Origin of the sequence: Sedimentitalea nanhaiensis DSM 24252 (assembly GCF_000473225.1) — a bacterium.
Lineage (GTDB): Bacteria > Pseudomonadota > Alphaproteobacteria > Rhodobacterales > Rhodobacteraceae > Sedimentitalea > Sedimentitalea nanhaiensis.
Genome location: NZ_KI421509.1, coordinates 3,049,045 through 3,075,371, shown reverse-complemented (window position 1 = coordinate 3,075,371; position 26,327 = coordinate 3,049,045). Strand labels below are relative to the sequence as shown.

The window sequence follows — 26,327 nt, the reverse complement described above, 5'->3', positions numbered from 1 at the left end:
TCTATCGTAACTTGCGCCACCTGCGAAAGACCGATTGGCGGGATTTCGCCAAGTTGTGAGGCCCGATTTGACCCAACCCGTTCCAATGACCGAACTCTGGCGCGGCACGATTCTGGAAAGCCTGCATCTGGGCCACGCCGTGATCTGTGATGACAGCGGTCTGATCGTGCACGCGTGGGGCGATCCGGATGTCACCATATATCCGCGCTCGTCCTGCAAGATGGTGCAGGCGCTGCCGCTGCTGACCTCGGGCGCGGCGGACAAATATGGGCTGAACAGCGAACATCTGGCGCTGGCCTGTGCCTCGCACGATGGCGCCGCAATTCACACTGACCGGGTTCGGGCATGGCTGTCGCAACTCGATCTGGACGAGGATGCGTTTCGCTGCGGCCCACAAGAGCCCGCCAACATTCCGGCGCGCGACGGTCTGATCCGGGCCGGGGTCTCGCCCTGTCAGATTCACAACAATTGTTCGGGCAAGCATACGGGTTTTCTGACCCTGTGCAGCCATATGGGCGCAGGGCCGGAGTATGTCGAGGTGAACCACCCGGTCCAACAGGCCGGATTGGCGGCTTTCGAGGACACCACCGGACAATCCAGCCCCGGGTTCGGCATCGATGGCTGTTCGGCCCCCAATTTTGCCACCACCGTGCACGGTCTGGCGCGCGCCATGGCATATTTTGCTTCGGCTGCGGACCGCTCGGACCGGCAAAGCGCCGCAGCCGCACGGCTGACGCAGGCGATGATGCAACATCCCGATCTAGTTGCAGGTGAAGGCCGGGCCTGTACCGAACTGATGCGCGCCATGGGGGGGCATGCGGCGATCAAGACCGGGGCCGAAGGCGTCTATGTCGCCATCATTCCGGAAAAACGTCTGGGCGTGGCGCTGAAAATCGCCGATGGCACCACCCGGGCGGCCGAATGCGCCATCGCCGCGATCCTGACCGGGTTGGGAGTGCTTGAGGCCGACCACCCGGCCACCCGCAAGTTCATGAACGCACCCGTTCTCAGCCGCCGGGGTCTGCTTGCAGGGGAAATTAAACCGACGACCGAACTGATGCAGGCGTTTACATCTGCATGATTTCCGCCACCTCGACCGAACCAGAGCCATCCAGAACCATCGGGTTCGATTTGGCGATGGCACAGGCCGCGTCGATGTCGGCGGCAGAGACAATGGTATAGCCCGAGGCCGGATTGGCCCCGCCATCGTCGGCAACGCCGCCGCTGCTGACGGTCTTGGACATGCCAACCGGGTTGCCGGGCTCGACCAGGCTGGCCCCGTTGTCTTCCATCCATTTCCCCCAGGCCGCCATGACCCGGTCGATGTCTTCTTGTGATTCGGGGCGTCCGCCACCGTGATAAACAAACAGGAAATTGGGCATTTCTGGTCTCCTTTACTAGGTTGGTGTGGATAGTGTCGTGACGAATTGATCCAGCCGGTTCAGGGTCGACAGCCAGCCACGGCTGTGGCTCTGTGCGGAGTCCACGGTTGCCAGATCCCTATGGGTCAAGGTGAACCGTGCGCCGGTTTCGATCGGAGCGACCGTAAAGGTAACATGGCTGTCAGGTCCGCGCGCATCGGTGTCGTCATGCCATCCCCAGGTGAACCCGACCGACCCTGCACCGCCGTTCTGTGGTGGGGTGACATGGGTAACATGACCCGAAACCTTGAAGCGGTTGCCGCTGTCCGTGCCGATCATGACACACAGCCACGGGCCGGTCTGTGTCAGGTCCAACTGACAGGTTTCCAGCCGCACCCCTTCGGTGCCAAACCATTGCACTACCTGATCGGGTCGGGTGACGGCGTTCCACAACCGGGAAACGCTGACAGCGTATTCGCGGATGAACTCCACATCATGCAGGTCTTTCATGGGGTATCCTCTCCTTCGGGGTCCAGGGCCAAAAGGCTGTCCAATCGCGCCAGACTGCCCTGCCAGAACCTGCGGTGATCTATCGTCCAGCGAACGATGGCCTGCATCGCCTGCGGTCGCACGGCATAGTACCTATGGGTGCCGGACACCCGTTGCCGGACCAGCCCGGCCTCGCGCAACACCCTGAGATGACGCGAGACCGCCGGAGCGGAAACAGAGGAGTCAGCCACCAGATCGCCGGCGGACAATTCGCCCTGTGCCATCAGTTTTTCAACCATCGACAGGCGCGTGGTATCGGAAAGGGCCGCAAAGGTACGGGTCAGATCGGTCATGCTCCGATACTTAACCAAATCTCTATTTAACGCAATTGTTAATTTTAAGTTTCCGGCGTCAGCCCGCGGCGAACTCATCGCGGGCATAGCCCTGCACATACAGCAACGCCGTCAGATCCCCATGGTTGATCCGCACATCGCATTGCGCCGCCACCGAAGGCTTGGCATGCAGCGCCACACCTGTCCCCGCACGCACCAGCATGCCCAGGTCATTGGCGCCGTCGCCCACGGCGATCACCTGGCTTTCGTCGAGACCAAGCCGCTCGGTAATCTGCTCCAGCGCCTCGATCTTGGCCGCGCGACCCAGAATCGGCCGCGCCACATGGCCGGTCAGTTGCCCGTCTTCAATCAACAGCGTATTGGCCCGGTTTTCATCAAACCCCAACTGCGCCGCAACCGAAGCGGTAAAGGCGGTGAAACCGCCCGACACCAGCGCCGCGTGACCGCCATTGGCCTTCATCGTTGCCAGCAATTCACGGCCGCCGGGCATCAGGGTGATCCGCTCGGCCAGGACACGGTCAATCACTGCCGCGTCCAGTCCGGCCAGCAACCCGACCCGCTCGGTCAGCGCGCCCTCGAAGTCGAGCTCACCGTTCATCGCCCGCGCGGTGATTTCCTTGACGCGCTCGCCGACGCCTGCGACCTCGGCCAGTTCATCGATGCATTCCTGCTGAATCATGGTGCTGTCCATATCGGCCAGCAGCATGGCCTTGCGCCGCCCCTCGGCGGGTTGAACCACCAGATCGACCTTCAGCTTTTGCAGATCCTCCCAGACCTGCCACTGGTTGGCGGGACGGTCCCGAACCGGAAATTCCGCAGCCACGTCGGGCGACAGCCACTGTACCGCCCCCCCGCCCCAGGCATTTCGCAGCGATTCGACCAGAGCCGGCTGCAGACAGGGCGTGTCCGGATTGGTCAGAAGGGTCACGATATGCATGGGCCGGTATCCGATAGGTTCAGGGCAAGCTCTTGCCGCGCTATAACGGCGAACCGCGCCCGGTGGAACCCACCACGGACGGTACGGTCCGTACCAGAATCGGCGGCAGCTCACCCGCCCGGTATTTTTGCTTTCCAAAACCGGGATTCGGGTCTATACGCGCGACTTCACGCGGGGATACAGCCTTGGAGGATCCCTGCCCTAACACTTGGAGAGATACAATGGCCGGAGAGATCCCAGATCTTCACGCCGAGGAACGGACGGGGACAGGCAAGGGCGCCGCTCGTCAGGCACGCCGCGACGGCAAGGTTCCCGGAATCGTATTTGGTGGCGACGTTGACCCGCTGCCCATCAATATTCCATTCAACAGCCTGCTGACCCAATTGCGTCAGGGCCGGTTCAAGTCCACCCTGTTCAACCTCAAGGTTGACGGTCACGACGACGTGAGGGTGATCTGCCGCGACGTACAGCGCGACGTGGTCAAGGATCTGCCGACGCATCTGGACCTGATGCGCCTGCGCCGCACCACCAAGATCAGCCTGTTCATTCACGTCGACGTTGTCGGCGAAGATGTATCGCCGGGCCTGAAAAAAGGTGGCGTTCTGACCCTGATCCGCCCCGAAGTCGAACTGGTCGTGACCGCGGGTGACATTCCCGATCACATCACCATCGACGTGTCGGAACTGGAAATCGGTGACAACGTGACCATTTCCTCGGTCAAGCTGCCCGCGGGCGCGAAACCGACCATCGACCGCGATTTCGTCATCGCCAACGTGTCCGCCCCGTCGGGTCTGCGCGCGGCCGACGACGAAGACGACGATGCCGAAGAGGTCGCCGCCGACGAGGTCGAAGCGATCAACGTCGAAGACTGATTCTCGCTTTTGGCGGGACACGAACGGGGCCCATCGGGCCTCGTTTTTTTTGCCGCACAGGCCAACCGCAGGGGCTGGAAATTTCGTGCTGCCTGGGGCATCACGGCTGCAATTGTTTGCGCAGTGAGGTAGGCCATGAAGCTGTTTGTCGGACTGGGAAACCCCGGCGCGAAATATGCCGCAAACCGGCACAATATCGGCTTTATGGCGGTCGACCGGATAGCGGATGACCACGGTTTTGGACCATGGAAGAGCAAGTTTCAGGGACAATTGACAGAAGGGATTTTGGGAAGCGAAAAGGTTCTGCTGCTCAAGCCGGAAACCTTCATGAACAACTCCGGCCAGTCGGTGGGCGAAACCATGCGGTTCTACAAGCTGACACCGGCGGATGTCACCGTATTGCATGACGAACTGGATCTCGCTCCGGGCAAGGCGCGGGTCAAACAGGGGGGTGGGCATGCCGGGCACAACGGGCTGCGGTCGATCCACGCCCATATCGGCGAAGGCTATGGTCGGGTGCGCCTGGGCATCGGCCACCCCGGACGCAAGGAACTGGTCGCAAGCTATGTTCTGCGCGATTTTCCCAAGGCCGATGCGAATTGGCTCGACGACCTGCTGCGCGGCATTTCGGACGGTGCGGCAGACCTGGCCAGAGGCGACGCCGGCCGGTTCATGAACACGGTCGCCTTGCGTGTGACCCCTCCCCGAGCCTCGAACAGCACGGCAAAAACGGCCAGATCCGCAAGCGACCCAACGGCCCCAGCACCCGAACCCGAAGACACTCGATCCGCCCTGCAAAAACTGGCCGACCGGTTCCGGTGAGCCTGTGCGCCGCCTTTCTGACCCAGGCACGCGCCTGCAAGGCGCTTGGGTCGCCTTTTATGGACCGGCGGCTGACACTGCTCGCAGACCATTGGCCAGCCGAAACCGAGCTGGGTCGGCTATGCAGCCAATGGCCCGGCGATTTGCGCCGGACCTTGGGGCGCGCCGATTTCCATGGCCGTTGGGTATCGTGGCAAGCTCCCTGATGGGGGGCGCAACGTCGGATTCGCCTGACCATGCGCGGGCCACTCGTCTTGGGGAAATGAAAGAGACACATGCGTACAATCGGAAAATGGCTGGGCCGGATACTGTTGTCATTGGCTCTGGCCGCAGCGGCAATCGGCGTCTGGAAACGCCACGATATCATGCGTCTGATGGCGGTGAATTCGCTGTTTGATGCCGACCGGATCGTGACCAATTTCTCGCATATGGACCGCGCCTTTCTGACAGCAGCCTTGCCGCGCGGCCCTCTGGCCACCAGCGCATTGCCATATGGCCCTGCGAGCCAATTGCCCGGCGGGGCTGGGCAATGGATCAAGGATCGCTCCATAACCTCGCTGCTGGCGATGAAGGACGGACAAATCCGTTACGAGGAGTATTTCCTTGGCACCGCGCCCGAAGACCGGCGGATTTCCTGGTCGCTGGCAAAAAGCTATCTGTCGGCCCTGCTTGGCATTCTGATGGCAGAAGGACAGATCGCGTCGCTGGATGACCCGGTCACAAAATATGCACCGACGTTGAAAGCTGGAGCCTATGACGGTGCCTCTATCCGCAACGTGCTGAACATGGCCAGCGGCGTGGTCTTCAACGAGGATTACCTGGACGGCAATTCCGATATCAACCGGATGGGCCGGGTGATTGCCCTGGGCACCACGCTGGACGAATTCACCGCCAGTTTCACCCGGACCTTTGCGCCCCCCGGCGAGACCTGGGAATATGTGTCCATCGACACCCATGTGATCGGCATGGTCATCCGGGGGGCCACCGGGCGCAGCGTAACCGAATTGATGGCGGAAAAGATCATTGCGCCGCTGGGACAGGAGCACGATGGCTATTACCTGACCGACGGGGCTGGTGTGGCCTTTGTTTTGGGTGGGTTGAACCTGACCACGCGGGACTATGCGCGGTTTGCGCAGATGATCCTGCAGAACGGCCAGTTTGGCGAGCGGCAGGTGGTGCCGGCAGACTGGGTCGAGACTTCAACCGCGGCCAGCGCCCCGACCCAACCGGGGCAGGCTGGCTTTGGCTATCAATGGTGGATACCGCTCAAGGCCCGCCCCGGTGAATTCATGGGTCGTGGCATTTACGGACAGTATCTCTATATTGATCAATCAACGGGCGTGATCATCGTTGTCACGGCCGCCGACCGCAAATTTCGCGATCCCGGAGTGGATGACGGCAATGTTCAGATGTTTCGCCGGATCGCCGACAGTCTTTAAGGAGAGTCCAAGATGGAGCCGGACAAGAGCATCAACGTTCTGGGCGGCGCGCTGAGCGCCTGTTCGAGCGACCCGGTAACCGGCTTCTTTCGCGATGGGCATTGCAACACCTGCGCCGCCGACCATGGCAGCCATACCGTCTGTGCGGTGATGACCGACGAGTTCCTCGCATACTCGAAATACGTCGGCAACGACCTGTCCACTCCGCGGCCACAGTTCAACTTTGCCGGGCTGAAGGCAGGCGACCACTGGTGTTTATGCGCCGGGCGGTTCCTACAGGCCCACGACGAGGGCTGCGCGCCCCGGGTCAACCTGGCCGCCACGCATCAGCGGGCACTGGAGATCGTACCGCTTGACGTGTTGCGGGTGCATGCGTTGCACACGAACTGAACACGCGCGCTTTAGTATTGCGGTCTTGGCAAAGAGGCGCAATCGACTTGGCCGCTGCGCGGGAACGTCAGCCCGTTGATACCCGCCCTTGCGCCACACATCGACTGGCGGCACAACCCGTCCCGATCCGTCAGTTCCAACCCCTGATCGCGGGTTAACAGAATTTCCAGATGACAGGCCGTTCCGGCGACGTTTTCGTCATAGGCCCAGCCACCGGCGATAGGCACAGCGCGGCCTTGTGCGCCACAATGATGCCCGTTGGCTTGCCAACTGTCGAACATAAAGGCGGCACTGCCATCCGGCGCAAGATCCAGCCACAGCGAGTCGTCGCGCGCCTTGTAACAGTAGCTGCTTGCGCCCGCGCCCGCCGTCACCGCCGCCTTTGGCGTGCAGGGGATCAGCGACACGCGGTACCCCGGTCCGGCAATATCGTCGATCTTCCAGAACCCGTCTTCGACGATGAAATCGTAAATTACCCGCGCCGGGGTCCCGAAGGTGCTGAACGTGGCGGTCACGCTGGTGCCTGCTTCAAGGGTTTCACTGCTCAGAGACAGTGTACGCAGGATTTCGGCCCCGTCAAAATCATTGCCGGGGATTTCCAGCCCGTAAGTGATGCAGGCTGTGGCTGGGTCGCCGCCATGGCTGTCGTTTGCCGCAAGGAACTGCACAAAACGGCGGCTGAAAAAATGCGCGCGCTGTTCCGGCGAACTGAGATAGCCCAGCCCCCGCATCTGACCACTGCCAGGTTGCGCCATCGACTGATATATCCAGCGCACTGTTTCCTCGGGCGATTGCGCGTACGCAGCCTGTCCGGCCATCAGGCACAGCATAAACAGCCCCAGAAACCGTTTCGACCAAACCATCGTCAGCCCCCTGTCAATCCGGGGCAAGTCTAACCGCCGATGAGGCCTGAAAACAACTGCGGCTTGCAGGGCGCCGAGCGGAACCGGCAGGCACGGTAGCCGCTTCGCCTGGAAAAGGCCAGAAACGCACCCCGGTCTGTGACTGAAACAGGACAGATGCCCCGGACCCCAGCTCCGCTGGATCAGTCCGCTTCATCCATCGTGAACCCGAGCGCTTTGGCGACGGTAAAGATATCCTTGTCGCCGCGCCCACACATATTCATGCAGATCAGGTGATCTTCGGGCAGGGTTGGCGCGATCTTCATCACATGGGCCAGCGCATGGCTGGGTTCGAGCGCCGGGATGATACCCTCTTGCAGGCAGCACAGCTGGAACGCTTCCAGCGCCTCGACGTCGGTGATGCTGACATATTGCGCGCGACCGATATCGTGCAGCCAGGAATGTTCGGGTCCGATGCCGGGATAATCCAGCCCCGCCGAAATGCTGAATCCTTCCAGAATTTGCCCGTCGTCGTCCTGCAGCAGATAGGTGCGATTGCCGTGCAGCACGCCGGGGCGGCCACCGGTCAGAGACGCACAATGCTCCATCTTTTCATTTACGCCCTTACCGCCAGCCTCAACGCCGATGATATTGACCGACGCGTCATCCAGGAATGGAAAGAACAGCCCCATGGCGTTTGATCCGCCCCCGATCGCTGCAACCAGGGTATCTGGCAGACGGCCCTCGGCAGTCAGCATCTGCTCCTTGGCTTCCTTGCCGATGATCGCTTGAAAATCGCGCACCATCGCCGGGTACGGATGCGGCCCGGCCACGGTTCCGATGCAATAGAACGTATCGCGCACATTGGTCACCCAGTCGCGCAAGGCATCGTTCATCGCATCTTTCAGCGTACCGCGCCCCGAGGTAACGGGGATAACCTCGGCACCCAGCAGGCGCATCCGAAACACGTTGGGTTTCTGGCGCTCGACATCGTGCGCGCCCATATAGACCACGCATTTGAGCCCGAATTTGGCGCAGACCGTGGCGGTGGCGACGCCGTGCTGGCCCGCACCGGTTTCCGCGATGATCCGCGTCTTTCCCATACGTCGGGCCAAGATGATCTGGCCCAGCACGTTGTTGATCTTGTGCGCGCCGGTATGGTTTAGCTCGTCGCGTTTCAGATAGATCTTGGCCCCGCCCAGATGATCGGTCAGGCGTTCGGCAAAATACAGCGGGCTTGGACGGCCAACGTAATGGGTCCACAGATCGTGCATCTCGGCCCAGAACGCGTCGTCGGTCTTGGCCTTTTCGTACTGTTCTTCCAGACTCAGGATCAGCGGCATCAGGGTCTCGCTGACGAACCGCCCGCCAAAATCGCCAAAGCGACCGTTTTCATCCGGGCCGGTCATGAAGGAATTGAACAGATCGTTGGCCATGATGGTCCCCCTTGCGTCGCTTGCCTTGTTCATATGGGGCAGTTTCAGGAATTGCCATGCAAAAAGTGGTTTCACCCCTGTCGCGTTTGCCCGGCACAGCAACGCCACGCATGTAGCGTAGCGTTCCGGTACCTGATAGTCGGTTGACGAAGCTGAATTAGTCTTCGGGGATCAACACTTTGTCGATGACGTGTATCACGCCGTTCGATGCGCCAACATCTGCGGCGACAACCTTGCTTGATCCGACTTTGACGCCGCCGCCCATGCCATTGACGCTGAGCCGGTCGCCTTCCACAGTGAGAACCTTGGTGCGTTTGCCGGCAAGTTCACCCGACATCACCTTGGCCGGGACCACGTGATAGGTGAGAATTTGCACCAGCTGGTCCTTATTCTCAGGCTTCAGGAGCATTTCGACAGTGCCTTCGGGAAGCGCGGCAAAGGCTGCGTCCGTCGGAGCGAAGACGGTGAAGGGCCCTTTGCCCTTGAGCGTGTCGACGAGCCCCGCAGCCTGCACCGCTGCAACAAGTGTCGTGAAGGACCCGTTTGACACGGCGGTATCGACGATATCCATCTCGGCGGCCTTGACCGGGGACATTGCCGTGCCTGCGATCATTGCGGCACCGATAACGGTTAGAAAGTTGCGACGAAACATCTGCTGTTCTCCTCTGGTTCAGACACAGGGGTTACGCAGTGAAACGCGGGGCGGATCACATGCGGGATCCCTGTTTCACCGAAGTCACAGGCCCGTGTTCTGTTGTCAGATTGCGTGTGCAGATGTCGCGGCGATGAATGCGCGGATCAGGGCCGCGTCTTTGACTCCCGGCGCGCTTTCGACGCCTGACGATACATCAACCTGCTGGGCGCCGGTCATGGCAATGGCTTCGGCCACAGTGTCAGGCGTCAGCCCCCCCGCCAGCATCCAGGGCACCGACCAGCGCCGCCCGGCGATCAGGCGCCAATCAAACGCCAGCCCGTTGCCTCCGGGCAGAACGGCGGTTCTGGGCGGCTTGGCATCGACCAGCACCTGATCCGCGACGCGCAGATAATCGTCCAGACGGGGCAGATCGGATTCTTCCGCCAGGCCGACCGCTTTCATCACCGGCAGGCCATAACGCTGCCGGACCTCAGCCACTCGGTCGGGGGTTTCGCTGCCATGCAACTGCAACATGTCCAGCGGCACCGCCTCGATCAACCGGTCCAGCGCTGCGTCATCCGCATTGACGGTCAAGGCCACTTTGCAGAGCCCTTCGGGCACCACAGCGGCCAGTTCGGCGGCGGCAGCGGGTTCCAGATGGCGGGGCGATTTGGCGAAGAAAACGAAACCGACATAGCGCGCGCCAGAGTCTACCGCGACGCGCACCGACTGGCGGTCGGTAAGACCGCAAATCTTTACGTTGATGCCCCCTGGCATGTCAGACTCAGCTGGCTTCGTCGAGAATCGCAAGAACCTCGTCCTTGCCCTGGTGTTTCTCGGTCTTCAACCGATCCACCCTGCGTTCGAGCTTGCGCACTTCGCGGGATTTCTCGGCGGCTTCCCGGCGATGCTTGTGCTCGCGCATCCATTCCCACAGGAAACCAATCACCAGGCCCGCAACGATTCCACCCAGCACCACCACGAACAGCGGCAGCGAGATAGTCATGTTGAATCCGACGAGCTGCGCCAGTGCATCGGGCATCAGCTTGAGCGTGACCAAACCACGATTGGCCAGCGACACTGAAATCAAAACGATTCCCAATATCGCCAGAAAGGCGTAGCGAATATACCGCATCAGTTCATTTTCCGTTCAAACGATCCCGCAAAAGTTTTCCGGTCTTGAAGAAAGGCACGTGCTTTTCCTCGACATGTACAGTTTCACCCGTTCGGGGATTACGACCGATTCGCGCATCGCGCTTTTTCACCGAAAACGCCCCGAACCCGCGCAGCTCGACCCGGTCGCCGCGGGCCATCGCGCCGGTGACCTCTTCGAAGACGGTGTTCACGATACGCTCGACATCGCGCTGATAGAGATGCGGATTTTCATCAGCGATCTTCTGTATCAATTCCGACCTGATCATTAAGCCGTTTCCTCCCAAGGTATCACTGTGCGAACACTACCGGTTGCAGGAACTATAGGCGCAATTTTCCGGTTCTGGAACCAGAACTCTTTAGCAAGCAAAGGAAAAATTGGCGTCAGGTCGGCAAACCACCGCCAAATCGGCCTCCGTTCGCAGGCGGCGCACGCTCTGCGCGCCTTCATTACGCGACGCGAGCAGGCGCGGGCAAATCTTGATTCGCACGAAAACGGCCCCGCCCTTGGGGGGCGGGGCCGCTGATTTTCGCGATCCGATAACGGATTATTCGTCGCCCTTGAGAGCGGCACCCAGGATGTCGCCCAGCGATGCACCCGAGTCCGAAGACCCGTACTGTGCAACGGCCTCTTTCTCTTCGGCGATTTCGCGCGCTTTGATCGACAGACCCAGACGGCGGGTCTTGCTGTCGACATTGGTCACACGCACGTCGACCTTGTTGCCGACGCTAAAGCGCTCGGGGCGCTGCTCGGCACGGTCACGGGACAGGTCAGAGCGGCGGATAAAGGACTTCATGCCTTCAAACACCACTTCGATACCGCCATCCTCGATCGCTGTCACTTCGACGGTGATGATCGAGCCGCGCTTGACGCCGCCAACGGCCTCGGCAAACTTGTCGCCACCCAGAGCCTTGATCGACAGGCTGATGCGTTCTTTTTCAACATCGACTTCGGAGACAACGGCCGAAACCATGTCGCCCTTGCGATAGTTCTGAATCGCATCTTCGCCGCGCTCGTCCCAGGACAGGTCGGACAGGTGAACCATGCCGTCGATGTCGCCGTCCAGGCCAATGAACAGACCGAATTCGGTGATGTTCTTGACTTCGCCTTCGACTTCGGTGCCCTCGGGATGCGTTTCCGCAAACACTTCCCACGGGTTGCGCATGGTCTGTTTCAGGCCCAGCGACACACGGCGCTTGGCACCGTCGATCTCCAGAACCATGACTTCGACTTCCTGGCTGGTGGATACGATCTTGCCCGGATGGACGTTCTTTTTGGTCCAGGACATTTCGGAAACGTGCACCAGCCCCTCGACACCCGGCTCCAGCTCGACAAACGCGCCGTAATCGGTGATGTTGGTGACGCGGCCCTTGTGAACCGAGTTCAGCGGGTACTTGGCACCGACCAGATCCCACGGATCTTCCTGCAGCTGCTTCATGCCCAGGCTGATACGGTGGGTTTCTTTGTTGATCTTGATGACCTGAACCTTGACGGTTTCGCCGATCGCCAGGATTTCAGACGGGTGGTTCACACGGCGCCATGCCATGTCGGTAACGTGCAGCAGCCCGTCAACACCGCCCAGATCAACAAAGGCACCGTATTCGGTGATGTTCTTGACCACACCGTCCACGGCCTGACCTTCGTGCAGGTTGCCGATGACCTCGGCGCGCTGCTCGGCGCGGGATTCTTCCAGAATGGCACGACGCGAAACAACGATGTTGCCGCGGCGGCGGTCCATTTTCAGAATCTGGAACGGCTGCTTCAGACCCATCAACGGGCCGGCATCGCGCACGGGGCGCACATCGACCTGCGAGCCGGGCAAGAATGCAACGGCACCGCCCAGATCGACAGTGAAACCGCCCTTGACGCGACCAAAGATTGCACCTTCGACACGCTCTTCGTCGGCATAGGCCTTTTCCAGACGATCCCAGGCTTCCTCGCGACGAGCCATTTCGCGCGAAATGACGGCTTCACCGCGCGAATTCTCGACCTGACGCAGGAATACTTCGACCTCATCGCCGGGGGCGATATCGGGAGATTCACCGGGATTTGCAAATTCTTTCAGATCAACGCGGCCTTCCATCTTATAGCCGACGTCGATGATGGCTTGTCCCGCCTCAATTGCGATGACTTTGCCTTTGACAACAGACCCTTCTTCGGGTGTGTCCATTTCGAAGCTTTCGTTCAGGAGGGCTTCGAATTCCTCCATGGATGCGTTAGCGGACATATATAGGTCGTTTCCTTTTCACATTTTTACGGGCCGTGCGGTTGTCTCCACCGGTCTTTGGGGTTCCAATTGGTCTACGCGGTCGCTCAAACAGACTTAGGGCCGTGGAATTCCCCGGCCCTGCTCGTGGTGTCTGCGATCTGGACTGCCGCTTGGACATCGCGGCGTATAAGCCCTTGGTCGTCTGATGGCAAGCCTTCAATGGCCCGCCGTCCGGACAGCACCCTAGCCGAACACAAAGTCGTCAATATATGTCGACGTAACGGTCCCCAGCAGGGGATCTTCAAATCCCAGCAGGGGGTCTTCGAAATCGCCAGTGCCGGGGATGACCGGATCCACATGCATGCCGCGCTGAGATTCTCCGGCAATATCCGGTATCTTGACAACGCGTCCGGTTTCGCCGCTGACGGGTCTGAATACAAAGCTGTCCATCTGAAAACACTCCTGACTTTCAATCCGTGCGGCGCGCCCCACTCGGGTCCGTGCCGTGTGGTTTAAGGCTAGCAATCCGCTTTTGGTAACGTCAGTCCGGTTTTCCTGACCGAGGATTTCCTGACCTTGACACGGCTCAGGCTCCGTCCGTCATACGCTGTTCGATCACCCGGATCGCGGCATCGACCGCCGCCTTGATGCCGAGGTCCGACGTATCGATCAGCACCGCATCGTCCGCAGGCTTCAGCGGCGCGTCGGCGCGGTTCATATCCCGCTCGTCGCGCGCCAGAACCTCGGTCAACACGGTCTCATAACTGTCCGTCGATCCCTGTGCGGCCTGCTCTTGATACCGCCGGCGGGCGCGCACTTCGGGGCTGGCGGTGACGAACAGTTTCACCGCTGCATCGGGACAGATCACCGTCCCAATGTCGCGCCCGTCCAGCACCGCCCCATCGGAATGCCGGGCAAAATCGCGTTGAAACGCGACCAGCGCCAGGCGGACTTCCGGGATTGCCGCCACCTTGCTGGCCATCTGCGCCACCTCGGCGGTGCGCAGGTTTTCGACCTCAAGATCGCCGGCCGACAGGTCCTGCGCAACAGCTATCGCATCCTCCCCCGTCAGGGTACGCGCTGCGACTGCGCGGTACAGCAATCCGGTGTCCAGATGGGCCAGCCCAAGATGCTCTGCGACGGCCTTGCTGATCGTGCCTTTGCCCGCCGCAGCAGGCCCGTCGATAGCAATCGTGATCGTCATGACCTTCTCCTGAACCAAGCCAGACTGCGGGCAACCACATGGCCAATGATGCACAGCAACAGCAACAGCACCGACGCGTCGAACAGCTGAAACTTGAGCACGGTGTATGCGCTGGCGGCTTCGACCGACTGCGCGGTCACCTCGGGCGCCTTCAGCAGCCGGGCGACAGCCGCGTTTTCCAGCAGGTCGACATAGAAGTAGCCCAGCGGCAACAGGGCACCGACGATGGCGGCACGCCCAGCCTTGCGCCGCAGGCCCAGGTATATTCCCAACGTCAGAACACCGGTCAAACCGACTGGAAACAGCGTATCCAGAACTCTCTGCGCTCCGAGATAGGTCGAAACGCCATCCGGCCCCATCCGAGCGAGACACGTCACGGCCTGCCCCAGATCATAGCCCTGCCGACGCAGATCGAACATCTGAAAATCGCCGGTGTTCGCGGTGATGATCGGAATGGTCCAGACCTGCATCAGCCCAGAGCTGGCCGTTGCCAAAACCGCAAAACCAACCAGAGCAAACCACGCGCGGCGCATCAGATGTCCGGCTGCTCCGGGTGCGACAACTGGGCCCCAAGACGGGTCATCAGCGGCTCGAATATGGGAAACGAGGTGGCAATCGGGCCGCCATCGTCCACAGTCACCGGGTGTTGTGTGGCCATGCCCATCACCATGAACGACATGGCGATACGGTGATCCAGGTGGCTGGCGCAGGTGGCACCGCCTGTGACCGAACCGGGCCCGTGACCGGTGACCGACCACCAATCCTCGCCCTCTTCGACCGCGACGCCATTGGCGCGCAGGCCGGTCGCCATGGCGTCGATCCTATCGCTTTCCTTGACCCGCAATTCGCGCACGCCGCGCATCATCGTCACGCCACTGGCAAAGGCGGCAACCACCGACAGCACCGGGTATTCGTCGATCATGCTGGCGGCGCGCTCGGGCGGCACGTCGATGCCGCGCATGTCGGGCGAGAACCGCGCACGCAGGTCGGCAACCGGTTCGCCGCCTTCGGTGCGCTGGTTTTCATAGGTCAGATCCGCCCCCATGTCGCGCAGGGTGGCAAACAGCCCCGCCCGCGTCGGGTTCAGCCCGATGCCCGGCACCAGAACGTCGGATCCCGGCACGATCAGCGCGGCACAGACCGGAAACGCCGCACTGGACGGATCGCGCGGCACGGAGATAACCTGCGGTGCCAACTCGGGCTGTCCGGTCAGGGTGATGACACGCCCTTCATCGCTGTCTTCGGTGGTGATCTCGGCGCCGAACCCGGCCAGCATCCGCTCGGTATGGTCGCGGGTCGCCTCCTGCTCGATCACCACGGTCTGCCCGGGCGCGTTCAGCCCGGCCAGCAAAACCGCCGATTTCACCTGGGCCGAAGGCACCGGCACCGTATAGCGCACCGGCACCGGATCGGCCGCCCCGACAATGGTCATCGGCAAACGCCCCCCCGATCGCCCCACCGCCTGTGCGCCAAACAATGCCAACGGGTCGGTCACCCGCGCCATCGGCCGCTTGTTCAGGCTGAAATCACCAGTAAAGGTGGCGCTGATCGGGCTGGTGGCCATCGCCCCCATGATCAGCCGCACACCGGTACCGGAATTGCCGCAATCGATCACCTGATCGGGTTCGGCGAAACCGCCCACCCCGACGCCATGCACCGTCCATTCACCGCCACCGCGATTGGTGACTTCGGCCCCAAAGGCGCGCATCGCACGCGCCGTGTCCAGCACGTCTTCGCCTTCCAGAAGCCCGGAAATCCGGGTTTCGCCCACCGCCATCGCGCCCAGGATCAGAGACCGGTGGCTGATCGATTTGTCGCCGGGCACATCGGCCACGCCGGACAGCGCCCCGCAGGGGGCGGACCTCATCGGTTTGGGTGTGCCGTGACCGGACATTGTGCGCCTTTCTTCAAGTCAATCGCGCCTGCTTTAACGCATGGCAGCGGGCGGGTCCACGCCCCGGATTTCCTCTTGCCGTAAATACTCCCTGCGGAGCGATCCGCGTCAGCCGCATTGCCCCTCATAACCGGCGAAAGGTCAGATAATGCGGCACACGGCCTTCGCGCAGCGCCTTTTGTTCATACCGCGTCGAAATCCAGTCGTCCCAGGGCGCGCGCCAATCCGCCGGACGTTCTGCCAGCCACTCGAACCCGGCCCTTGGTACCTCTTCCAGCGTCTGGCGCACATAGTCTGGAATATCCGTCGCCACCCGCAAGATCGCACCCGGAGCTAAAACGCGATGCAGCGGCACAAGATGTTCAGGCGTCACAAACCGGCGGCGGTGATGGCGTTTCTTGGGCCACGGATCGGGATAGAGCAGAAAAGCGCGGGAAATCGCCCCCCCCGGCAGCACATCCATCAGGTCGCGCGCATCTCCGGGATGCACCGCCAGATTTTCGACCCCGGCGCGGCGAATCTTGCCCAGCAGCATCGCCACCCCATTGATATAGGGTTCTGCACCGACGATCCCCACATCCGGATTGCGCGCGGCTTGATGCACCATATGCTCGCCACCGCCAAATCCGATCTCAAGCCAGACCGGCCGCTCACCGAACAGCGCGTTCAGATCCAACGGCACACGGTCCGGGTTCTCTTGCCAACTGACGGCTCCGGGCGACAACGCGGCCAGATCTTCGTCCAGATATGTCTTCTGGCTGCTCTTGAGGCTTTTGCCCTTGAGGCGGCCATAGAAATTGCGGTGCGGGCGTTCGGGATGTGTCATGGCGCGGGGTTTAGCCGCTGATCCGGGGCGGTGCAACGGGCCAGCCGGACCGGATCAGAGCGCCGCTTTCAGCGCGTTTGTCAGATCGGTCTTTTCCCAGCTGAAACCGCCGTCGGCCTCGGGCTCACGTCCGAAATGCCCATAGGCTGCCGTGCGCTGATAGATCGGCCGGTTCAAACCCAGATGCTGGCGAATGCCCCGTGGCGTCAGATCCATCACCTTGCCGACCGCGCTTTCTATCGCCTCGTCCGGTGCCAGGCCGGTGCCGTGGGTGTTGACATAGATCGACAGCGGGCGCGACACGCCGATGGCATAGCTCAGCTGCAGGGTCGCGCGGTCCGCCAGACCCGCAGCGACGATGTTCTTGGCCAGATAGCGCGCAGCATAGGCCGCCGAGCGGTCCACCTTGGTCGGATCCTTGCCGGAAAATGCGCCCCCGCCATGCGGAGCGGCCCCGCCATAGGTGTCCACGATAATCTTGCGCCCGGTCAGACCGGCGTCGCCATCGGGGCCGCCGATAACAAATTTTCCGGTCGGGTTCACATGCCAAACGGTCTGGTCGGTCAGCCAGCCCTCGGGCAGCACTTCGGTGATATAGGGGGCCACGATGGCGCGAATATCGTCACTGGTCAGATCCGGATCGATATGCTGGGTCGAAAGCACGATGGAATGCACGCCCATCGGGACGCCGTTCTCGTAATTCACCGACAACTGGCTCTTGGCATCCGGACCCAGAGCGGGTTCGCTGCCATCCTTGCGCACTTCGGCAAGCCGCCGCAGAATCGCGTGCGCATACTGGATCGGTGCGGGCATCAGCGCCGGAGTTTCGTTGGTGGCATAGCCGAACATGATGCCCTGATCGCCGGCCCCTTCGTCCTTGTTATCCGCTGCGTTCACCCCTTGGGCGATATGCGCGGACTGTTCGTGCAGCAGGTTGGTAACTTCGCAGGTGGCATGGTGAAACTTGTCCTGCTCGTAACCGATGTCCTTGATACAGGCGCGCGCGATGTCTTCCATCCGCTCCATATAGTCGTGCAGCTTGTGCTGATCCGACAGCCCCACCTCGCCGCCGATCACCACCCGGTTTGTGGTGGCAAACGTTTCTGCCGCCACCCGCGCTTCGGGTTCTTCGGCCAGCAGTGCGTCCAATACGGCATCCGAAATGCGGTCACAGACCTTGTCGGGATGCCCTTCGGATACCGATTCCGAGGTGAAAACAAAATTCTTGCGGGACATGAAAGCGCTCCATTCGGTTTATCCTGTCACGTCAGGAAGCCGTTGTGACAGGTCTGAGCCGACGTATGCCCGCGTTGCATCCGGGTCAATCGGCTAAACGGGTTTTATTTGCGACGTTGCGTGGCCACCCCAAACCCCAGAGCCACAATCGCCAGCAGCACCGGCAGGTCCCCGGTGCGGGAATATACCGTGGGCGGCAGCGGCGCGGCAAGCGCAGCATCGACAAATCCCGCCTCGCCCAACGGCAGGCTGGCGATTGTGCGCCCCAGCGGATCGATCACCGCGGACACCCCGGTATTGGCGGCGCGCACCAGCGGCAGGCCCTGTTCGATCGCCCGCATCCGGGCCTGTGCAAGATGCTGATACGGGCCGATATACCGGCCGAACCAGGCATCGTTAGTGACCTGCAACAGAAATTCCGGACGCTGCGGTGTGCCGGTCACGTCCTGTGGAAACACCGCCTCGTAGCAGATCAGTGGCAGCGCCCGCCCCATCGCACCGAAATCGACCACCTGCGGCCCCGGCCCCGCGCTATAGCCATCGCCGTCACGGGCCGCAAATCCGCGCAACCCCAGACCGGCGGCCAGATCGCCGCCGGGAAAATACTCGCCAAACGGCACCAGATGATGCTTGTCATAGATCGCCGCTACCTGCCCTGCCCCGTCCAGATACACCAGAGAATTATAGCTGCGCGACCCTTCGCGGCGCTGAATGCCCAAGGCGACCGGGGTGCCGTTTGCAGCCGCCGCGATGGCTTCAAACGCCGGACCCGCCCATTCCAACAGGGTTGGCACTGCGGTTTCCGGCCAAACGATCAGGTCCGGCCGCGGCGATTGGCCCGTAAACCCGATCAAGCGATCAAAGAACACCGGCATCATGTCGGGGTCCCATTTCTGCTGCTGCGGTGCATTCGGCTGGACCACGCGGACCGTCTTGCCAGTGTTGCTGACGTCCGGCGCCCCGGCGACGGCTGCAGCGATGGCGGCAACAAAAACCCCCGCCACGGCGGCGAACACCGGCCTGGCCAGGCGCACCCGCGCGACGGCCAGCCCGGCAGACAGCCCCACCGCCAATGTCGCTACACCCATCCCCTGCGGGCCGATCCAAGCCAACAGCATCGCGGCGGGACTGTTGGCCCAGACCTGCGCAAACCCTGCCCATGGGAATCCCGTCAACACATAGGCGCGGGCGAATTCAGCCAGCGTCCAGGTGCAAATCAACAGTCCCACCCGCCAAAAGGCGGACTGGCGGGGGACAGCGGCTATCCAGAACGCCGCCGCCCAGAACAACGCCAGCCCTCCGGCCAGAAACGCCAACGCAAACGGGGCCATCCACCCATGGCGCGCGACATCCACCAAAAACGGCTCGACAATCCAGACCAGCCCAAAACCGAAATAGCCCAGACCGAAGATCCAGCCGATCAGCGCGCTGGCCCGCCGCGTAGGCGCGGCCAGAAAAAGCGGCACCAGCAGCGCCAGCGCGGCCAGCGTCAGGTACCACAGGAAGAACGGAGCCAGCCCCAGGGCCGCCAGCATGCCCAGTCCCAGCGGCAGGCCAAGCCGCAGCCGCTGCGGCCACACCCAGGAAAGGCTCATTCGCCGGACTGCGGCAATCGTACGCGCAAACGCTTGATGCGACGTGGATCGGCATCGACGACTTCGAATTCCGGACCATCGGGATGCAGCACCACCTCACCCCGCGCGGGCACCCGTCCGGACAGCATAAAGACCAACCCGCCGAGCGTGTCGATCTCTTCCTCGTCCACCTCATCGTGCTCGGTCAGAGATTGTCCGATTTCGGCCTCGAACTCATCCAGCGGCGTCTTGGCCAGCACGTTGTAGCAACCCGCCTTCTCCTTGACCCAGGATTGGTCCTCGTCGGTGTCGTGCTCGTCCTCGATCTCGCCCACCACCTGCTCGATCAGATCCTCGATGGTCAACAGACCGTCCACCCCGCCATATTCGTCGATCACCAACGCCATATGGCGACGCTCGGTCTGCATCTTGGTCAACAAGACCCCAATCGGCATCGACGGCGGCACGAACAACAACGGCCGCAGCATCGAATCCAGATCGAATTCGACGCTTCCGCCGTTGAACCCGTGAGTCAGCGCAAAATCCTTGAGGTGAACAAACCCCCTGGGCGTGTCCAGCGTACCTTCATAGACCGGAATCCGGGTCATGCCGCTGTCACGAAACACCTGCACAAGTTCGTCGCGCGAGATGGTATCGGACACGGCGACAATTTCGGCGGTCGGAATGGCAACGTCTTCGACCCGCATCCGGCGCAGGTTCACCATGCCGCGCAGCGTTCCGTTCACTTCGCTGGGCTGCGGGTCTTCCGCAGGGCTCAGCGCTTCGATGATGCGACCAAAAAACCCGGATCGCTCCGTGCTTTCCACCTCGGCCGGACTGTCCGAAGACTCGCCCACCGTCTGGTTCTGGGGTTGCGCGCTATGCGCCGCGCCAGAACTGCCGTCTGAATCGCCCATCTCTTCCTTCCGAATGCAGGGCCTCAGGCCCCTTCTGTTTCCCTATATGGGTCATCCATACCCAATCTGCCAAGTATCTCGATCTCAAGTTGCTGCATCAAAGTGGCATCCGGGTCACGGATATGGTCAAAACCCAACAGATGCAGGACCCCGTGCACCACCAGATGGGTGACGTGATCGGCAAGCGGCTTGTCGGCCTCGGCAGCTTCACGGACACAGGTATCCCAGGCAATGGCAATATCGCCCAGCCCCATCTCGCCGGTAAAATCCGGTTGCGGTAGCGCAGGTTCGGTGCCGGCGACCTCTGGCGTCAGATCTTCGGACGGCCAGCTCAGAACGTTGGTAGCGCCGTCCTTGCCGCGAAACTCGCGGTTGAGTTGCGCGATCCGTGCGTCGTCACAGGCCAGCAAACCGATCTCGCATTGCTCAGCGTCCAAATGCCGCGCTGTCAGCACCGCATTGGCCGCCACCTCTGCCAAAGTCGGCAGGTCCAGCGCCAGCCAGCGGGAATCGTCTATGTCTGTCTCAATCGGCATGGACGGCTTGCACCTGAAAACCGGCACCGGGTCAAGGCCCGGAGACGTGCATCGGCTCAGCCGACCGGGCCGTCGGCCTCATAGGCCTCAATGATCGCGGCAACCAGTGGATGGCGCACCACGTCTTTGGAGGTGAAATAGTTGAAGCTGATCTTGGGAATGGCCTTGAGCAACCGCTCGGCATCGGCCAGCCCCGACGGCACACCCCGCGGCAAGTCGATCTGGGTGCGGTCGCCGGTGATCACCATGCGGCTGCCTTCGCCGAGGCGGGTCAGGAACATCTTCATCTGCATGCTGGTGGCGTTCTGGGCCTCGTCCAGCACTACAAACGCATTCGCCAACGTCCGCCCGCGCATAAACGCCAGCGGTGCGATCTCGATGCGCTTTTCCTCGATCAGCTTGGCCAGTTGCTTGCCGGGCAAGAAATCGTTCAACGCATCGTACAGCGGTTGCATATAGGGATCGACCTTGTCTTTCATGTCTCCAGGCAGAAAACCCAGCCGCTCGCCCGCCTCGACCGCAGGGCGCGACAGGATGATCCGGTCGACATGGCCCCCCAGGAACATCGACACGCCCACGGCCACCGCCAAATAGGTCTTGCCGGTGCCCGCCGGGCCAATGCCAAAGGCCAATTCATTTGCAAACAGCGACTGGACATAGGCCTTTTGCGCCTCGGTGCGCGGTTCGACCAGCTTCTTGCGGGTCTTGATTTCGACCGCAACGCCCTTGAACATCTCGAGTTGATCGCCATCGCGCACCCCGGTGCCCGCATCCGACCCGCCCATGCGCAATTCGCGATCGATATCGCCGGTTTCCACCTCGCGCCCGGCCTCAAGCCGTTCATACAGCGATTGCAGCACGTCGGCGGCCTGTTTCTGGCTATCCTCGTCGCCCAGGATCGACAGCCGATTGCCACGGCGCACGATCTGTACGCCCAGCTTCTGTTCGATATCGGCCAGATTGCGGTCATATTCCCCGCAAAGGTCGATCAACAAGCGATTGTCTGGAAATTCGATCAACACCTCGGGCGGTGCCATCTCGGTCTGCGGTGGGGTCAGGGCGCCTGTGGCCAATCCACTCTCCTGTATTGCCGTTCCGGCCGTTTGACCCAAGCGTGCCAAGTTCGGCAGCGCAGCGCAAGCCGCTGGATGCGAATTTCACAGGACTGAAACAAAAATACTGTCAGCCCGGCCTTTTGGCAGAGATTTTTGGCTCCGGCAGGCAGATCAGGATGCGGCGACGATCTCGCCCGCCAGCGAATTCGACCCCGACCCCGTGATCCGAACCCTGCACAGCGCACCGATATCCACTTTGGCATCGTTCACATGCACCGCGTGCAGATATTCGGACTTGCCAACCATCTGGCCGTCAAATCGACCTTGTTTTTCGAACAGCACGCTCACCTCACGCCCGACCATGCCATCCTGTATCGCACGCTGCTGGCGGGTGATCAGCCCTTGCAGGCGGTGCAGACGCTCGGATTTCACATCCTCGTCCACCTGGGCGCGTTCCGCGGCAGGGGTGCCGGGCCGGGTCGAATACTTGAAGGAATAGGCGTAGCCGTAACCGACCTCTTCGACCAGATCCATCGTGGCCTGAAAATCGGCTTCGGTCTCTTCGGGAAAACCGACGATGAAATCGCCAGACAACAGGATATCGGGCCGCGCCGCGCGGATACGCTCGATCAGCCGAAAATAGCTGTCTGCCGTATGGCTGCGGTTCATGCGCTTGAGGATCTTGTCGCTGCCCGATTGCACCGGCAGATGCAGATAAGGCATCAGCTTGGCACAGTCGCCATGCGCCGCGATCAGATCCTCACTCATGTCGTTGGGGTGGCTGGTGGTGAATCGGATGCGTTCCAGCCCATCCACCTTGTCCAGCGCCCAGATCAACTGCGCCAGTGTCATATCCCCATCCGGACCCGCCCCGTGATAGGCGTTGACGTTCTGCCCCAGCAGGGTGATTTCGCGCACCCCGCGATCCACCAGATCACGCGCTTCGGTCAGGATGCGGTCCGCCGGGCGGCTGACTTCGGCACCGCGCGTATAAGGCACAACGCAGAACGCGCAGAATTTGTCACAACCCTCCTGGACGGTCAGAAACGCGGTCGGCCCGCGCGCCGCCTTGGGGCGCGATTTCAACGCCTCAAACTTGTCTTCCTCGGGGAAATCCGTGTCCAGCGCCTTTTCCCCGGCACGGGTCCTGGCCTCCATCTCGGGCAGGCGATGATAGCTTTGCGGCCCGACCACCAGATCGACCAGCGGCTGGCGGCGCATGATCTCCTGACCCTCGGCCTGGGCGACACACCCGGCGACACCGATTTTCAGATCCGGATTCTCCGCTTTGAGCCCCTTGAACCGCCCCAGTTCGGAATAGACCTTTTCGGCGGCCTTTTCGCGAATGTGACAGGTGTTCAACAGGATCATGTCGGCATCTTCGGGTGTTGCCGTTTCCACATAGCCCTGCCCGCCCAGGGCCTCGGCCATGCGCTCGCTGTCATAGACATTCATCTGGCAGCCGTAGGTCTTTATGAACAGTTTCTTCGGAGCCGTCATGCGCTTGGCCTCTAACCGGTGGATCAGCGGCCTGACTTAGACCGATTGGCGATGGCTTGCAATGCACCCGGAATTAACCGAATTTGAGGCAAAACACCAGAATGACCACCGCCCGGGCAGATCAAATGACACATCCAACACTGCACGGCTTTCTGAATCGGGGCCGCAGCGCTCTGGCGCGGGGTCCGGTGGCGTTGATCTTTGTCGAGGACGCCGTCGAGCTGGACAGTACCCTGCGCCACCATCTGGACTGCGGTTTCAAATCGGTCGTGGCGCTGATGCCACCAGAGTTTGATCTGCCCGCCGATCTGGCCGCGCGCATTCATCGGGTCACCTATGATTGCACTGCCGCGGGCGCGGTTTGCGAGGCGGTCAACCGCATCATCGCGGCGGCACCGGGCATCTGGCTCTATTATTGTTTCAATGCCGAATACCTGTTCTACCCGTTCCGCGAAACCCGCAGCGTTGGCGAACTGCTGACCTTTCACGCGGGCGAGCGGCGCAATGCAATGCTGACCTATGTCATCGACCTGTACGCCGGGGATTTGACCCGGCATCCCAATGCAGTTTCGCGCGCGCATGCGTTTCTGGACAAATCAGGCTATTACGCCCTCGCCCGCCTGGCACCGGACAACAATAACCCGCGCGAACGACAGCTGGATTTCTTTGGTGGCATGCGCTGGCGATACGAGGAACATATCCCCGACTCCAGCCGCAGGATCGACCGGATTTCGCTGTTTCGGGCGCGTCCGGGGCTGCGGCTGTTGCCCGACCACACGTTCGATGACCAGGAATACAACACCTATGCCTGTCCCTGGCACCATAACGTCACAGCAGCGGTCTGCTCGTTTCGCACCGCCAAGGCGCTGAAACGCAATCCTGGATCGACCTGTGCAATCGACAGCTTTCGGTGGCACAATTCGGTGCCGTTCGAATGGAAATCGCAACAGTTGCTGGACCTGGGATTGATGGAGCCGGGACAATGGTTCTGAGCGGTTAAGTCACGCCTTCGGTCTCGATCTTCAGCGGCTCGCCACAATGTTTGCAATGGACAGCGTCGGGATCGTGTTTCAGCAGACCGCAGGTCGGGCATTTGTGCCGTATTTTTGACGGCTGAATCACCGCCTGTGCCAGCCGTACGAACAACGCGACCCCCACCACCATGACAAAGACCGAAAACAGCTTTCCCCCCATCGTCACCGGCGTGATATCACCATACCCGGTGGTCGTCAGTGTGGACACGGTGAAATACAGCGCGTCCACATACCCTTCCAGCCCCGGCTGAACGTTCGGGTATGTGTCAAAAAACAGCGTATAGACAGCGGTGGTGGTCAAAAGGACGAACACCAGCAGGTTGACCGCCGCAATCACGGCATCTTCATAGCGCCGAAAGAACGGGCTGACCCGCCGCAGATCGCGCAACAGGTGATAGGAATGGATCAACCGCAACCCACGCAGGATGCGCAGAAAAGCCACGTCCTCGTGCAGGAACGGTGCCAGCAACAGGGACGCCACGACAATCACGTCTGCGATCGTATAGATCTGCCGCAGCATCGCCTTGCGATTCGGCGCGATCCAGAGCCGCGCGGCAAAATCCATCAGAATCAACAGCCCGATCACGGTTCCGGCGATTTCCATCTCCGGGGTCTGGCGCATCGGGGTAGTGACGATAAAATACAGGATCGTTGCGGCATCAAACGCGATCAGCCCATAGCGAAACAGTTCCGCACGACGCGACGCGCCGCGATAGAGCCGTGTCAGAGCCTGTTTCAAGCCAGCCATCATCGCGACGACCTGATCCCAGATTGCAAATGGATGCAACCGCGCCGGATCAGCCGTCGCGCCGCCAGATCACCGGGAACCAGTCCTCGCGCAGCCGTTGCCCCGGCTGCATGCCGTGGCCGGGAAAGGGGGGCGATGTCGGCCCCGCGCGCTGAACATACCGCGCATCGTCCCCGAGCAGCCGCAGCGAGAACGCCCGGCGCCGCGTGTCGCTGACGTTGCCCCGCGCGCCGTGCAGGGTGCGATAGCTGAACGCCACCGCGTCTCCGGGCTGCATCGGGAATTCAAGAATGCGCATGCCTTCGGCTTCCGGATCGGGCACCGGCATGTATTGTCCATCATCGGCAAAGAACCCCTCTTCAGATACCCAGCGGGTCGGCAGCACGTCCTTTTCCCAAAGGTGCGACCCGGCCACGCAGCGCAACGTGGCGTCCGTCACCGGATCCAGCGGCGACCAGAAGCTGACGGTTTGCGCACCTTCCACGAAATAATACGGCCGGTCCTGATGCCAGGGCGTTGCCATCGACGTGCCAGGCTCCTTGACCAGCACATGATCGTGGAACATCTGCACCGTCTGCGATCCCATCAGATCGGCAGCCACCTCGGCCGCGGGCGAATCGTGGATCACCTGCGCAAACTCGGGGATACGCGTCCAGTTGCAATAATCGTCGAAAAACCGCCCGGACTGCCCCTCTTTGCGATTCTCCGACGCATAGGGTCCAGGATGCTCCATGTTCGCCGCGACCCCCGCCCGCAGGGCGTCCACATGGTCAGCAAACAGACCCCCGATCATCACCACGCCGTCGCGCCGGTAGCTGTCGATCTGATCCTGGGTGACAAGAGCATGGGTCATGGCGGGCCTCGCT

General features: G+C 61.5%; 30 protein-coding genes and 1 riboswitch. Of the genes, 6 read left to right on the top strand and 24 right to left on the bottom strand.

Annotated features, from left to right (window positions below):
- Nucleotides 1-67 precede the first annotated feature (67 nt).
- Complete coding sequence (locus NANH_RS0116980) at nucleotides 68-1,081, top strand: asparaginase (protein WP_027263124.1); 1,014 nt, start codon at nucleotides 68-70, stop codon at nucleotides 1,079-1,081.
- Here NANH_RS0116980 and NANH_RS0116975 read toward each other — a convergent pair.
- The 4 genes from NANH_RS0116975 to serB are packed head-to-tail and all read right to left on the bottom strand — an operon-like array spanning nucleotide 1,068 to nucleotide 3,140.
- Entirely contained in the window at nucleotides 1,068-1,382 is a 315-nt protein-coding gene (locus NANH_RS0116975) for a YciI family protein (RefSeq protein ID WP_027263123.1), read from the bottom strand. The two genes, NANH_RS0116980 and NANH_RS0116975, sit on opposite strands and share 14 nt — an antisense overlap.
- A gap of 15 nt (nucleotides 1,383-1,397) precedes the next feature.
- The gene (locus NANH_RS0116970) at nucleotides 1,398-1,871 is read right to left on the bottom strand and encodes an SRPBCC family protein (RefSeq protein ID WP_027263122.1); all 474 of its coding nucleotides are present in this window, start codon (nucleotides 1,869-1,871) and stop codon (nucleotides 1,398-1,400) included.
- A complete protein-coding gene (locus NANH_RS0116965; protein ID WP_027263121.1) occupies nucleotides 1,868-2,203 on the bottom strand; it encodes an ArsR/SmtB family transcription factor in 336 nt (111 codons plus the stop codon). Before NANH_RS0116965 ends, NANH_RS0116970 begins: the two co-directional genes overlap by 4 nt.
- A 58-nt stretch (nucleotides 2,204-2,261) precedes the next feature.
- On the bottom strand, nucleotides 2,262-3,140 hold the full coding sequence (serB, locus tag NANH_RS0116960; protein ID WP_027263120.1) for a phosphoserine phosphatase SerB: 879 nt from the start codon (nucleotides 3,138-3,140) through the stop codon (nucleotides 2,262-2,264).
- A 221-nt stretch (nucleotides 3,141-3,361) separates the two neighbouring features.
- Between serB and NANH_RS0116955 the strand changes: the two genes are divergently transcribed.
- The 4 genes from NANH_RS0116955 (at nucleotide 3,362) to NANH_RS0116935 (ending at nucleotide 6,663) form a co-directional block, all read left to right on the top strand.
- Entirely contained in the window at nucleotides 3,362-4,012 is a 651-nt protein-coding gene (locus tag NANH_RS0116955; protein ID WP_027263119.1) for a 50S ribosomal protein L25/general stress protein Ctc, read from the top strand.
- 135 nt (nucleotides 4,013-4,147) lie between these two features.
- Entirely contained in the window at nucleotides 4,148-4,834 is a 687-nt protein-coding gene (pth, locus tag NANH_RS0116950; protein ID WP_027263118.1) for an aminoacyl-tRNA hydrolase, read from the top strand.
- Nucleotides 4,835-5,109: 275 nt separating this feature from the next.
- Complete coding sequence (locus NANH_RS0116940) at nucleotides 5,110-6,273, top strand: serine hydrolase domain-containing protein (RefSeq protein WP_027263116.1); 1,164 nt, start codon at nucleotides 5,110-5,112, stop codon at nucleotides 6,271-6,273.
- A gap of 12 nt (nucleotides 6,274-6,285) precedes the next feature.
- The gene (locus NANH_RS0116935) at nucleotides 6,286-6,663 is read left to right on the top strand and encodes a DUF2237 family protein (protein WP_027263115.1); all 378 of its coding nucleotides are present in this window, start codon (nucleotides 6,286-6,288) and stop codon (nucleotides 6,661-6,663) included.
- A gap of 11 nt (nucleotides 6,664-6,674) precedes the next feature.
- On the opposite strand, the gene NANH_RS0116930 is transcribed toward NANH_RS0116935, so the two are convergent.
- The 18 genes from NANH_RS0116930 to miaB all read right to left on the bottom strand — a co-directional run bounded on the left by NANH_RS0116930 (nucleotide 6,675) and on the right by miaB (nucleotide 23,679).
- Nucleotides 6,675-7,526, bottom strand: coding sequence for a hypothetical protein (locus NANH_RS0116930; protein WP_027263114.1), 852 nt, complete (start codon nucleotides 7,524-7,526; stop codon nucleotides 6,675-6,677).
- A 182-nt stretch (nucleotides 7,527-7,708) separates the two neighbouring features.
- A complete protein-coding gene (gene trpB, locus NANH_RS0116925; protein ID WP_027263113.1) occupies nucleotides 7,709-8,941 on the bottom strand; it encodes a tryptophan synthase subunit beta in 1,233 nt (410 codons plus the stop codon).
- Between the two features lie 157 nt (nucleotides 8,942-9,098).
- On the bottom strand, nucleotides 9,099-9,593 hold the full coding sequence (locus NANH_RS0116920) for a fasciclin domain-containing protein (protein WP_027263112.1): 495 nt from the start codon (nucleotides 9,591-9,593) through the stop codon (nucleotides 9,099-9,101).
- A gap of 105 nt (nucleotides 9,594-9,698) precedes the next feature.
- The gene (locus NANH_RS0116915) at nucleotides 9,699-10,352 is read right to left on the bottom strand and encodes a phosphoribosylanthranilate isomerase (protein ID WP_027263111.1); all 654 of its coding nucleotides are present in this window, start codon (nucleotides 10,350-10,352) and stop codon (nucleotides 9,699-9,701) included.
- A gap of 7 nt (nucleotides 10,353-10,359) precedes the next feature.
- On the bottom strand, nucleotides 10,360-10,710 hold the full coding sequence (locus NANH_RS0116910; protein ID WP_027263110.1) for a lipopolysaccharide assembly protein LapA domain-containing protein: 351 nt from the start codon (nucleotides 10,708-10,710) through the stop codon (nucleotides 10,360-10,362).
- A 4-nt stretch (nucleotides 10,711-10,714) separates the two neighbouring features.
- A complete protein-coding gene (gene ihfB / locus NANH_RS0116905; RefSeq protein ID WP_027263109.1) occupies nucleotides 10,715-10,996 on the bottom strand; it encodes an integration host factor subunit beta in 282 nt (93 codons plus the stop codon).
- Between the two features lie 279 nt (nucleotides 10,997-11,275).
- Nucleotides 11,276-12,955: a 30S ribosomal protein S1 gene (rpsA, locus tag NANH_RS0116900; protein ID WP_027263108.1), complete on the bottom strand. Its 1,680-nt coding sequence runs from the start codon at nucleotides 12,953-12,955 to the stop codon at nucleotides 11,276-11,278.
- 225 nt (nucleotides 12,956-13,180) lie between these two features.
- On the bottom strand, nucleotides 13,181-13,387 hold the full coding sequence (locus tag NANH_RS0116895; protein ID WP_027263107.1) for a hypothetical protein: 207 nt from the start codon (nucleotides 13,385-13,387) through the stop codon (nucleotides 13,181-13,183).
- A 136-nt stretch (nucleotides 13,388-13,523) separates the two neighbouring features.
- Complete coding sequence (cmk, locus tag NANH_RS0116890; protein ID WP_027263106.1) at nucleotides 13,524-14,141, bottom strand: (d)CMP kinase; 618 nt, start codon at nucleotides 14,139-14,141, stop codon at nucleotides 13,524-13,526.
- Entirely contained in the window at nucleotides 14,138-14,674 is a 537-nt protein-coding gene (locus NANH_RS0116885) for a hypothetical protein (RefSeq protein ID WP_027263105.1), read from the bottom strand. The genes cmk and NANH_RS0116885 overlap by 4 nt, the downstream gene beginning before the upstream one ends.
- Nucleotides 14,674-16,035, bottom strand: coding sequence for a 3-phosphoshikimate 1-carboxyvinyltransferase (gene aroA / locus NANH_RS0116880; RefSeq protein ID WP_027263104.1), 1,362 nt, complete (start codon nucleotides 16,033-16,035; stop codon nucleotides 14,674-14,676). Before aroA ends, NANH_RS0116885 begins: the two co-directional genes overlap by 1 nt.
- A 124-nt stretch (nucleotides 16,036-16,159) precedes the next feature.
- The gene (trmB, locus tag NANH_RS0116875; protein WP_027263103.1) at nucleotides 16,160-16,861 is read right to left on the bottom strand and encodes a tRNA (guanine(46)-N(7))-methyltransferase TrmB; all 702 of its coding nucleotides are present in this window, start codon (nucleotides 16,859-16,861) and stop codon (nucleotides 16,160-16,162) included.
- Between the two features lie 54 nt (nucleotides 16,862-16,915).
- The gene (gene metK / locus NANH_RS0116870; protein WP_027263102.1) at nucleotides 16,916-18,097 is read right to left on the bottom strand and encodes a methionine adenosyltransferase; all 1,182 of its coding nucleotides are present in this window, start codon (nucleotides 18,095-18,097) and stop codon (nucleotides 16,916-16,918) included.
- Nucleotides 18,098-18,102: 5 nt separating this feature from the next.
- Nucleotides 18,103-18,151, bottom strand: a riboswitch (SAM-SAH riboswitch).
- Between the two features lie 50 nt (nucleotides 18,152-18,201).
- Entirely contained in the window at nucleotides 18,202-19,692 is a 1,491-nt protein-coding gene (lnt, locus tag NANH_RS0116865; RefSeq protein WP_027263101.1) for an apolipoprotein N-acyltransferase, read from the bottom strand.
- The gene (locus tag NANH_RS0116860; protein ID WP_027263100.1) at nucleotides 19,689-20,588 is read right to left on the bottom strand and encodes a hemolysin family protein; all 900 of its coding nucleotides are present in this window, start codon (nucleotides 20,586-20,588) and stop codon (nucleotides 19,689-19,691) included. Before NANH_RS0116860 ends, lnt begins: the two co-directional genes overlap by 4 nt.
- Nucleotides 20,589-20,611: 23 nt before the next feature.
- Nucleotides 20,612-21,124, bottom strand: a complete 513-nt coding sequence (gene ybeY / locus NANH_RS0116855; protein WP_027263099.1) for an rRNA maturation RNase YbeY — start codon at nucleotides 21,122-21,124, stop codon at nucleotides 20,612-20,614.
- 56 nt (nucleotides 21,125-21,180) lie between these two features.
- On the bottom strand, nucleotides 21,181-22,197 hold the full coding sequence (locus NANH_RS0116850; RefSeq protein ID WP_027263098.1) for a PhoH family protein: 1,017 nt from the start codon (nucleotides 22,195-22,197) through the stop codon (nucleotides 21,181-21,183).
- Between the two features lie 153 nt (nucleotides 22,198-22,350).
- Entirely contained in the window at nucleotides 22,351-23,679 is a 1,329-nt protein-coding gene (miaB, locus tag NANH_RS0116845) for a tRNA (N6-isopentenyl adenosine(37)-C2)-methylthiotransferase MiaB (RefSeq protein ID WP_027263097.1), read from the bottom strand.
- Nucleotides 23,680-23,804: 125 nt separating this feature from the next.
- Between miaB and NANH_RS0116840 the strand changes: the two genes are divergently transcribed.
- A complete protein-coding gene (locus NANH_RS0116840; RefSeq protein WP_027263096.1) occupies nucleotides 23,805-24,671 on the top strand; it encodes a hypothetical protein in 867 nt (288 codons plus the stop codon).
- A 4-nt stretch (nucleotides 24,672-24,675) separates the two neighbouring features.
- Here the strand turns inward: NANH_RS0116840 and NANH_RS0116835 are convergent, their stop codons facing one another.
- Together NANH_RS0116835 and NANH_RS0116830 are read right to left on the bottom strand one after the other, a co-directional pair.
- Nucleotides 24,676-25,461 carry an ion transporter gene (locus tag NANH_RS0116835; protein WP_027263095.1) on the bottom strand — a complete coding sequence of 262 codons (786 nt, stop codon included), beginning with the start codon at nucleotides 25,459-25,461 and terminating at the stop codon, nucleotides 24,676-24,678.
- A 49-nt stretch (nucleotides 25,462-25,510) separates the two neighbouring features.
- A complete protein-coding gene (locus tag NANH_RS0116830; protein ID WP_027263094.1) occupies nucleotides 25,511-26,314 on the bottom strand; it encodes a phytanoyl-CoA dioxygenase family protein in 804 nt (267 codons plus the stop codon).
- Between the last annotated feature and the right edge of the window lie 13 nt (nucleotides 26,315-26,327).

Excerpts from the sequence above, each read along its gene's own strand:
- NANH_RS0116975 (WP_027263123.1), bottom strand. The coding sequence starts at position 1,382 with ATGCCCAATTTCCTGTTTGTTTATCACGGTGGCGGACGCCCCGAATCA.
- NANH_RS0116970 (WP_027263122.1), bottom strand. The coding sequence starts at position 1,871 with ATGAAAGACCTGCATGATGTGGAGTTCATCCGCGAATACGCTGTCAGC.
- NANH_RS0116965 (WP_027263121.1), bottom strand. The coding sequence starts at position 2,203 with ATGACCGATCTGACCCGTACCTTTGCGGCCCTTTCCGATACCACGCGC.
- serB (WP_027263120.1), bottom strand. The coding sequence starts at position 3,140 with ATGCATATCGTGACCCTTCTGACCAATCCGGACACGCCCTGTCTGCAG.
- NANH_RS0116955 (WP_027263119.1), top strand. The coding sequence starts at position 3,362 with ATGGCCGGAGAGATCCCAGATCTTCACGCCGAGGAACGGACGGGGACA.
- pth (WP_027263118.1), top strand. The coding sequence starts at position 4,148 with ATGAAGCTGTTTGTCGGACTGGGAAACCCCGGCGCGAAATATGCCGCA.
- NANH_RS0116940 (WP_027263116.1), top strand. The coding sequence starts at position 5,110 with ATGCGTACAATCGGAAAATGGCTGGGCCGGATACTGTTGTCATTGGCT.
- NANH_RS0116935 (WP_027263115.1), top strand. The coding sequence starts at position 6,286 with ATGGAGCCGGACAAGAGCATCAACGTTCTGGGCGGCGCGCTGAGCGCC.
- NANH_RS0116930 (WP_027263114.1), bottom strand. The coding sequence starts at position 7,526 with ATGGTTTGGTCGAAACGGTTTCTGGGGCTGTTTATGCTGTGCCTGATG.
- trpB (WP_027263113.1), bottom strand. The coding sequence starts at position 8,941 with ATGGCCAACGATCTGTTCAATTCCTTCATGACCGGCCCGGATGAAAAC.
- NANH_RS0116920 (WP_027263112.1), bottom strand. The coding sequence starts at position 9,593 with ATGTTTCGTCGCAACTTTCTAACCGTTATCGGTGCCGCAATGATCGCA.
- NANH_RS0116915 (WP_027263111.1), bottom strand. The coding sequence starts at position 10,352 with ATGCCAGGGGGCATCAACGTAAAGATTTGCGGTCTTACCGACCGCCAG.
- NANH_RS0116910 (WP_027263110.1), bottom strand. The coding sequence starts at position 10,710 with ATGCGGTATATTCGCTACGCCTTTCTGGCGATATTGGGAATCGTTTTG.
- ihfB (WP_027263109.1), bottom strand. The coding sequence starts at position 10,996 with ATGATCAGGTCGGAATTGATACAGAAGATCGCTGATGAAAATCCGCAT.
- rpsA (WP_027263108.1), bottom strand. The coding sequence starts at position 12,955 with ATGTCCGCTAACGCATCCATGGAGGAATTCGAAGCCCTCCTGAACGAA.
- NANH_RS0116895 (WP_027263107.1), bottom strand. The coding sequence starts at position 13,387 with ATGGACAGCTTTGTATTCAGACCCGTCAGCGGCGAAACCGGACGCGTT.
- cmk (WP_027263106.1), bottom strand. The coding sequence starts at position 14,141 with ATGACGATCACGATTGCTATCGACGGGCCTGCTGCGGCGGGCAAAGGC.
- NANH_RS0116885 (WP_027263105.1), bottom strand. The coding sequence starts at position 14,674 with ATGCGCCGCGCGTGGTTTGCTCTGGTTGGTTTTGCGGTTTTGGCAACG.
- aroA (WP_027263104.1), bottom strand. The coding sequence starts at position 16,035 with ATGTCCGGTCACGGCACACCCAAACCGATGAGGTCCGCCCCCTGCGGG.
- trmB (WP_027263103.1), bottom strand. The coding sequence starts at position 16,861 with ATGACACATCCCGAACGCCCGCACCGCAATTTCTATGGCCGCCTCAAG.
- metK (WP_027263102.1), bottom strand. The coding sequence starts at position 18,097 with ATGTCCCGCAAGAATTTTGTTTTCACCTCGGAATCGGTATCCGAAGGG.
- lnt (WP_027263101.1), bottom strand. The coding sequence starts at position 19,692 with ATGAGCCTTTCCTGGGTGTGGCCGCAGCGGCTGCGGCTTGGCCTGCCG.
- NANH_RS0116860 (WP_027263100.1), bottom strand. The coding sequence starts at position 20,588 with ATGGGCGATTCAGACGGCAGTTCTGGCGCGGCGCATAGCGCGCAACCC.
- ybeY (WP_027263099.1), bottom strand. The coding sequence starts at position 21,124 with ATGCCGATTGAGACAGACATAGACGATTCCCGCTGGCTGGCGCTGGAC.
- miaB (WP_027263097.1), bottom strand. The coding sequence starts at position 23,679 with ATGACGGCTCCGAAGAAACTGTTCATAAAGACCTACGGCTGCCAGATG.
- NANH_RS0116840 (WP_027263096.1), top strand. The coding sequence starts at position 23,805 with ATGACACATCCAACACTGCACGGCTTTCTGAATCGGGGCCGCAGCGCT.
- NANH_RS0116835 (WP_027263095.1), bottom strand. The coding sequence starts at position 25,461 with ATGGCTGGCTTGAAACAGGCTCTGACACGGCTCTATCGCGGCGCGTCG.
- NANH_RS0116830 (WP_027263094.1), bottom strand. The coding sequence starts at position 26,314 with ATGACCCATGCTCTTGTCACCCAGGATCAGATCGACAGCTACCGGCGC.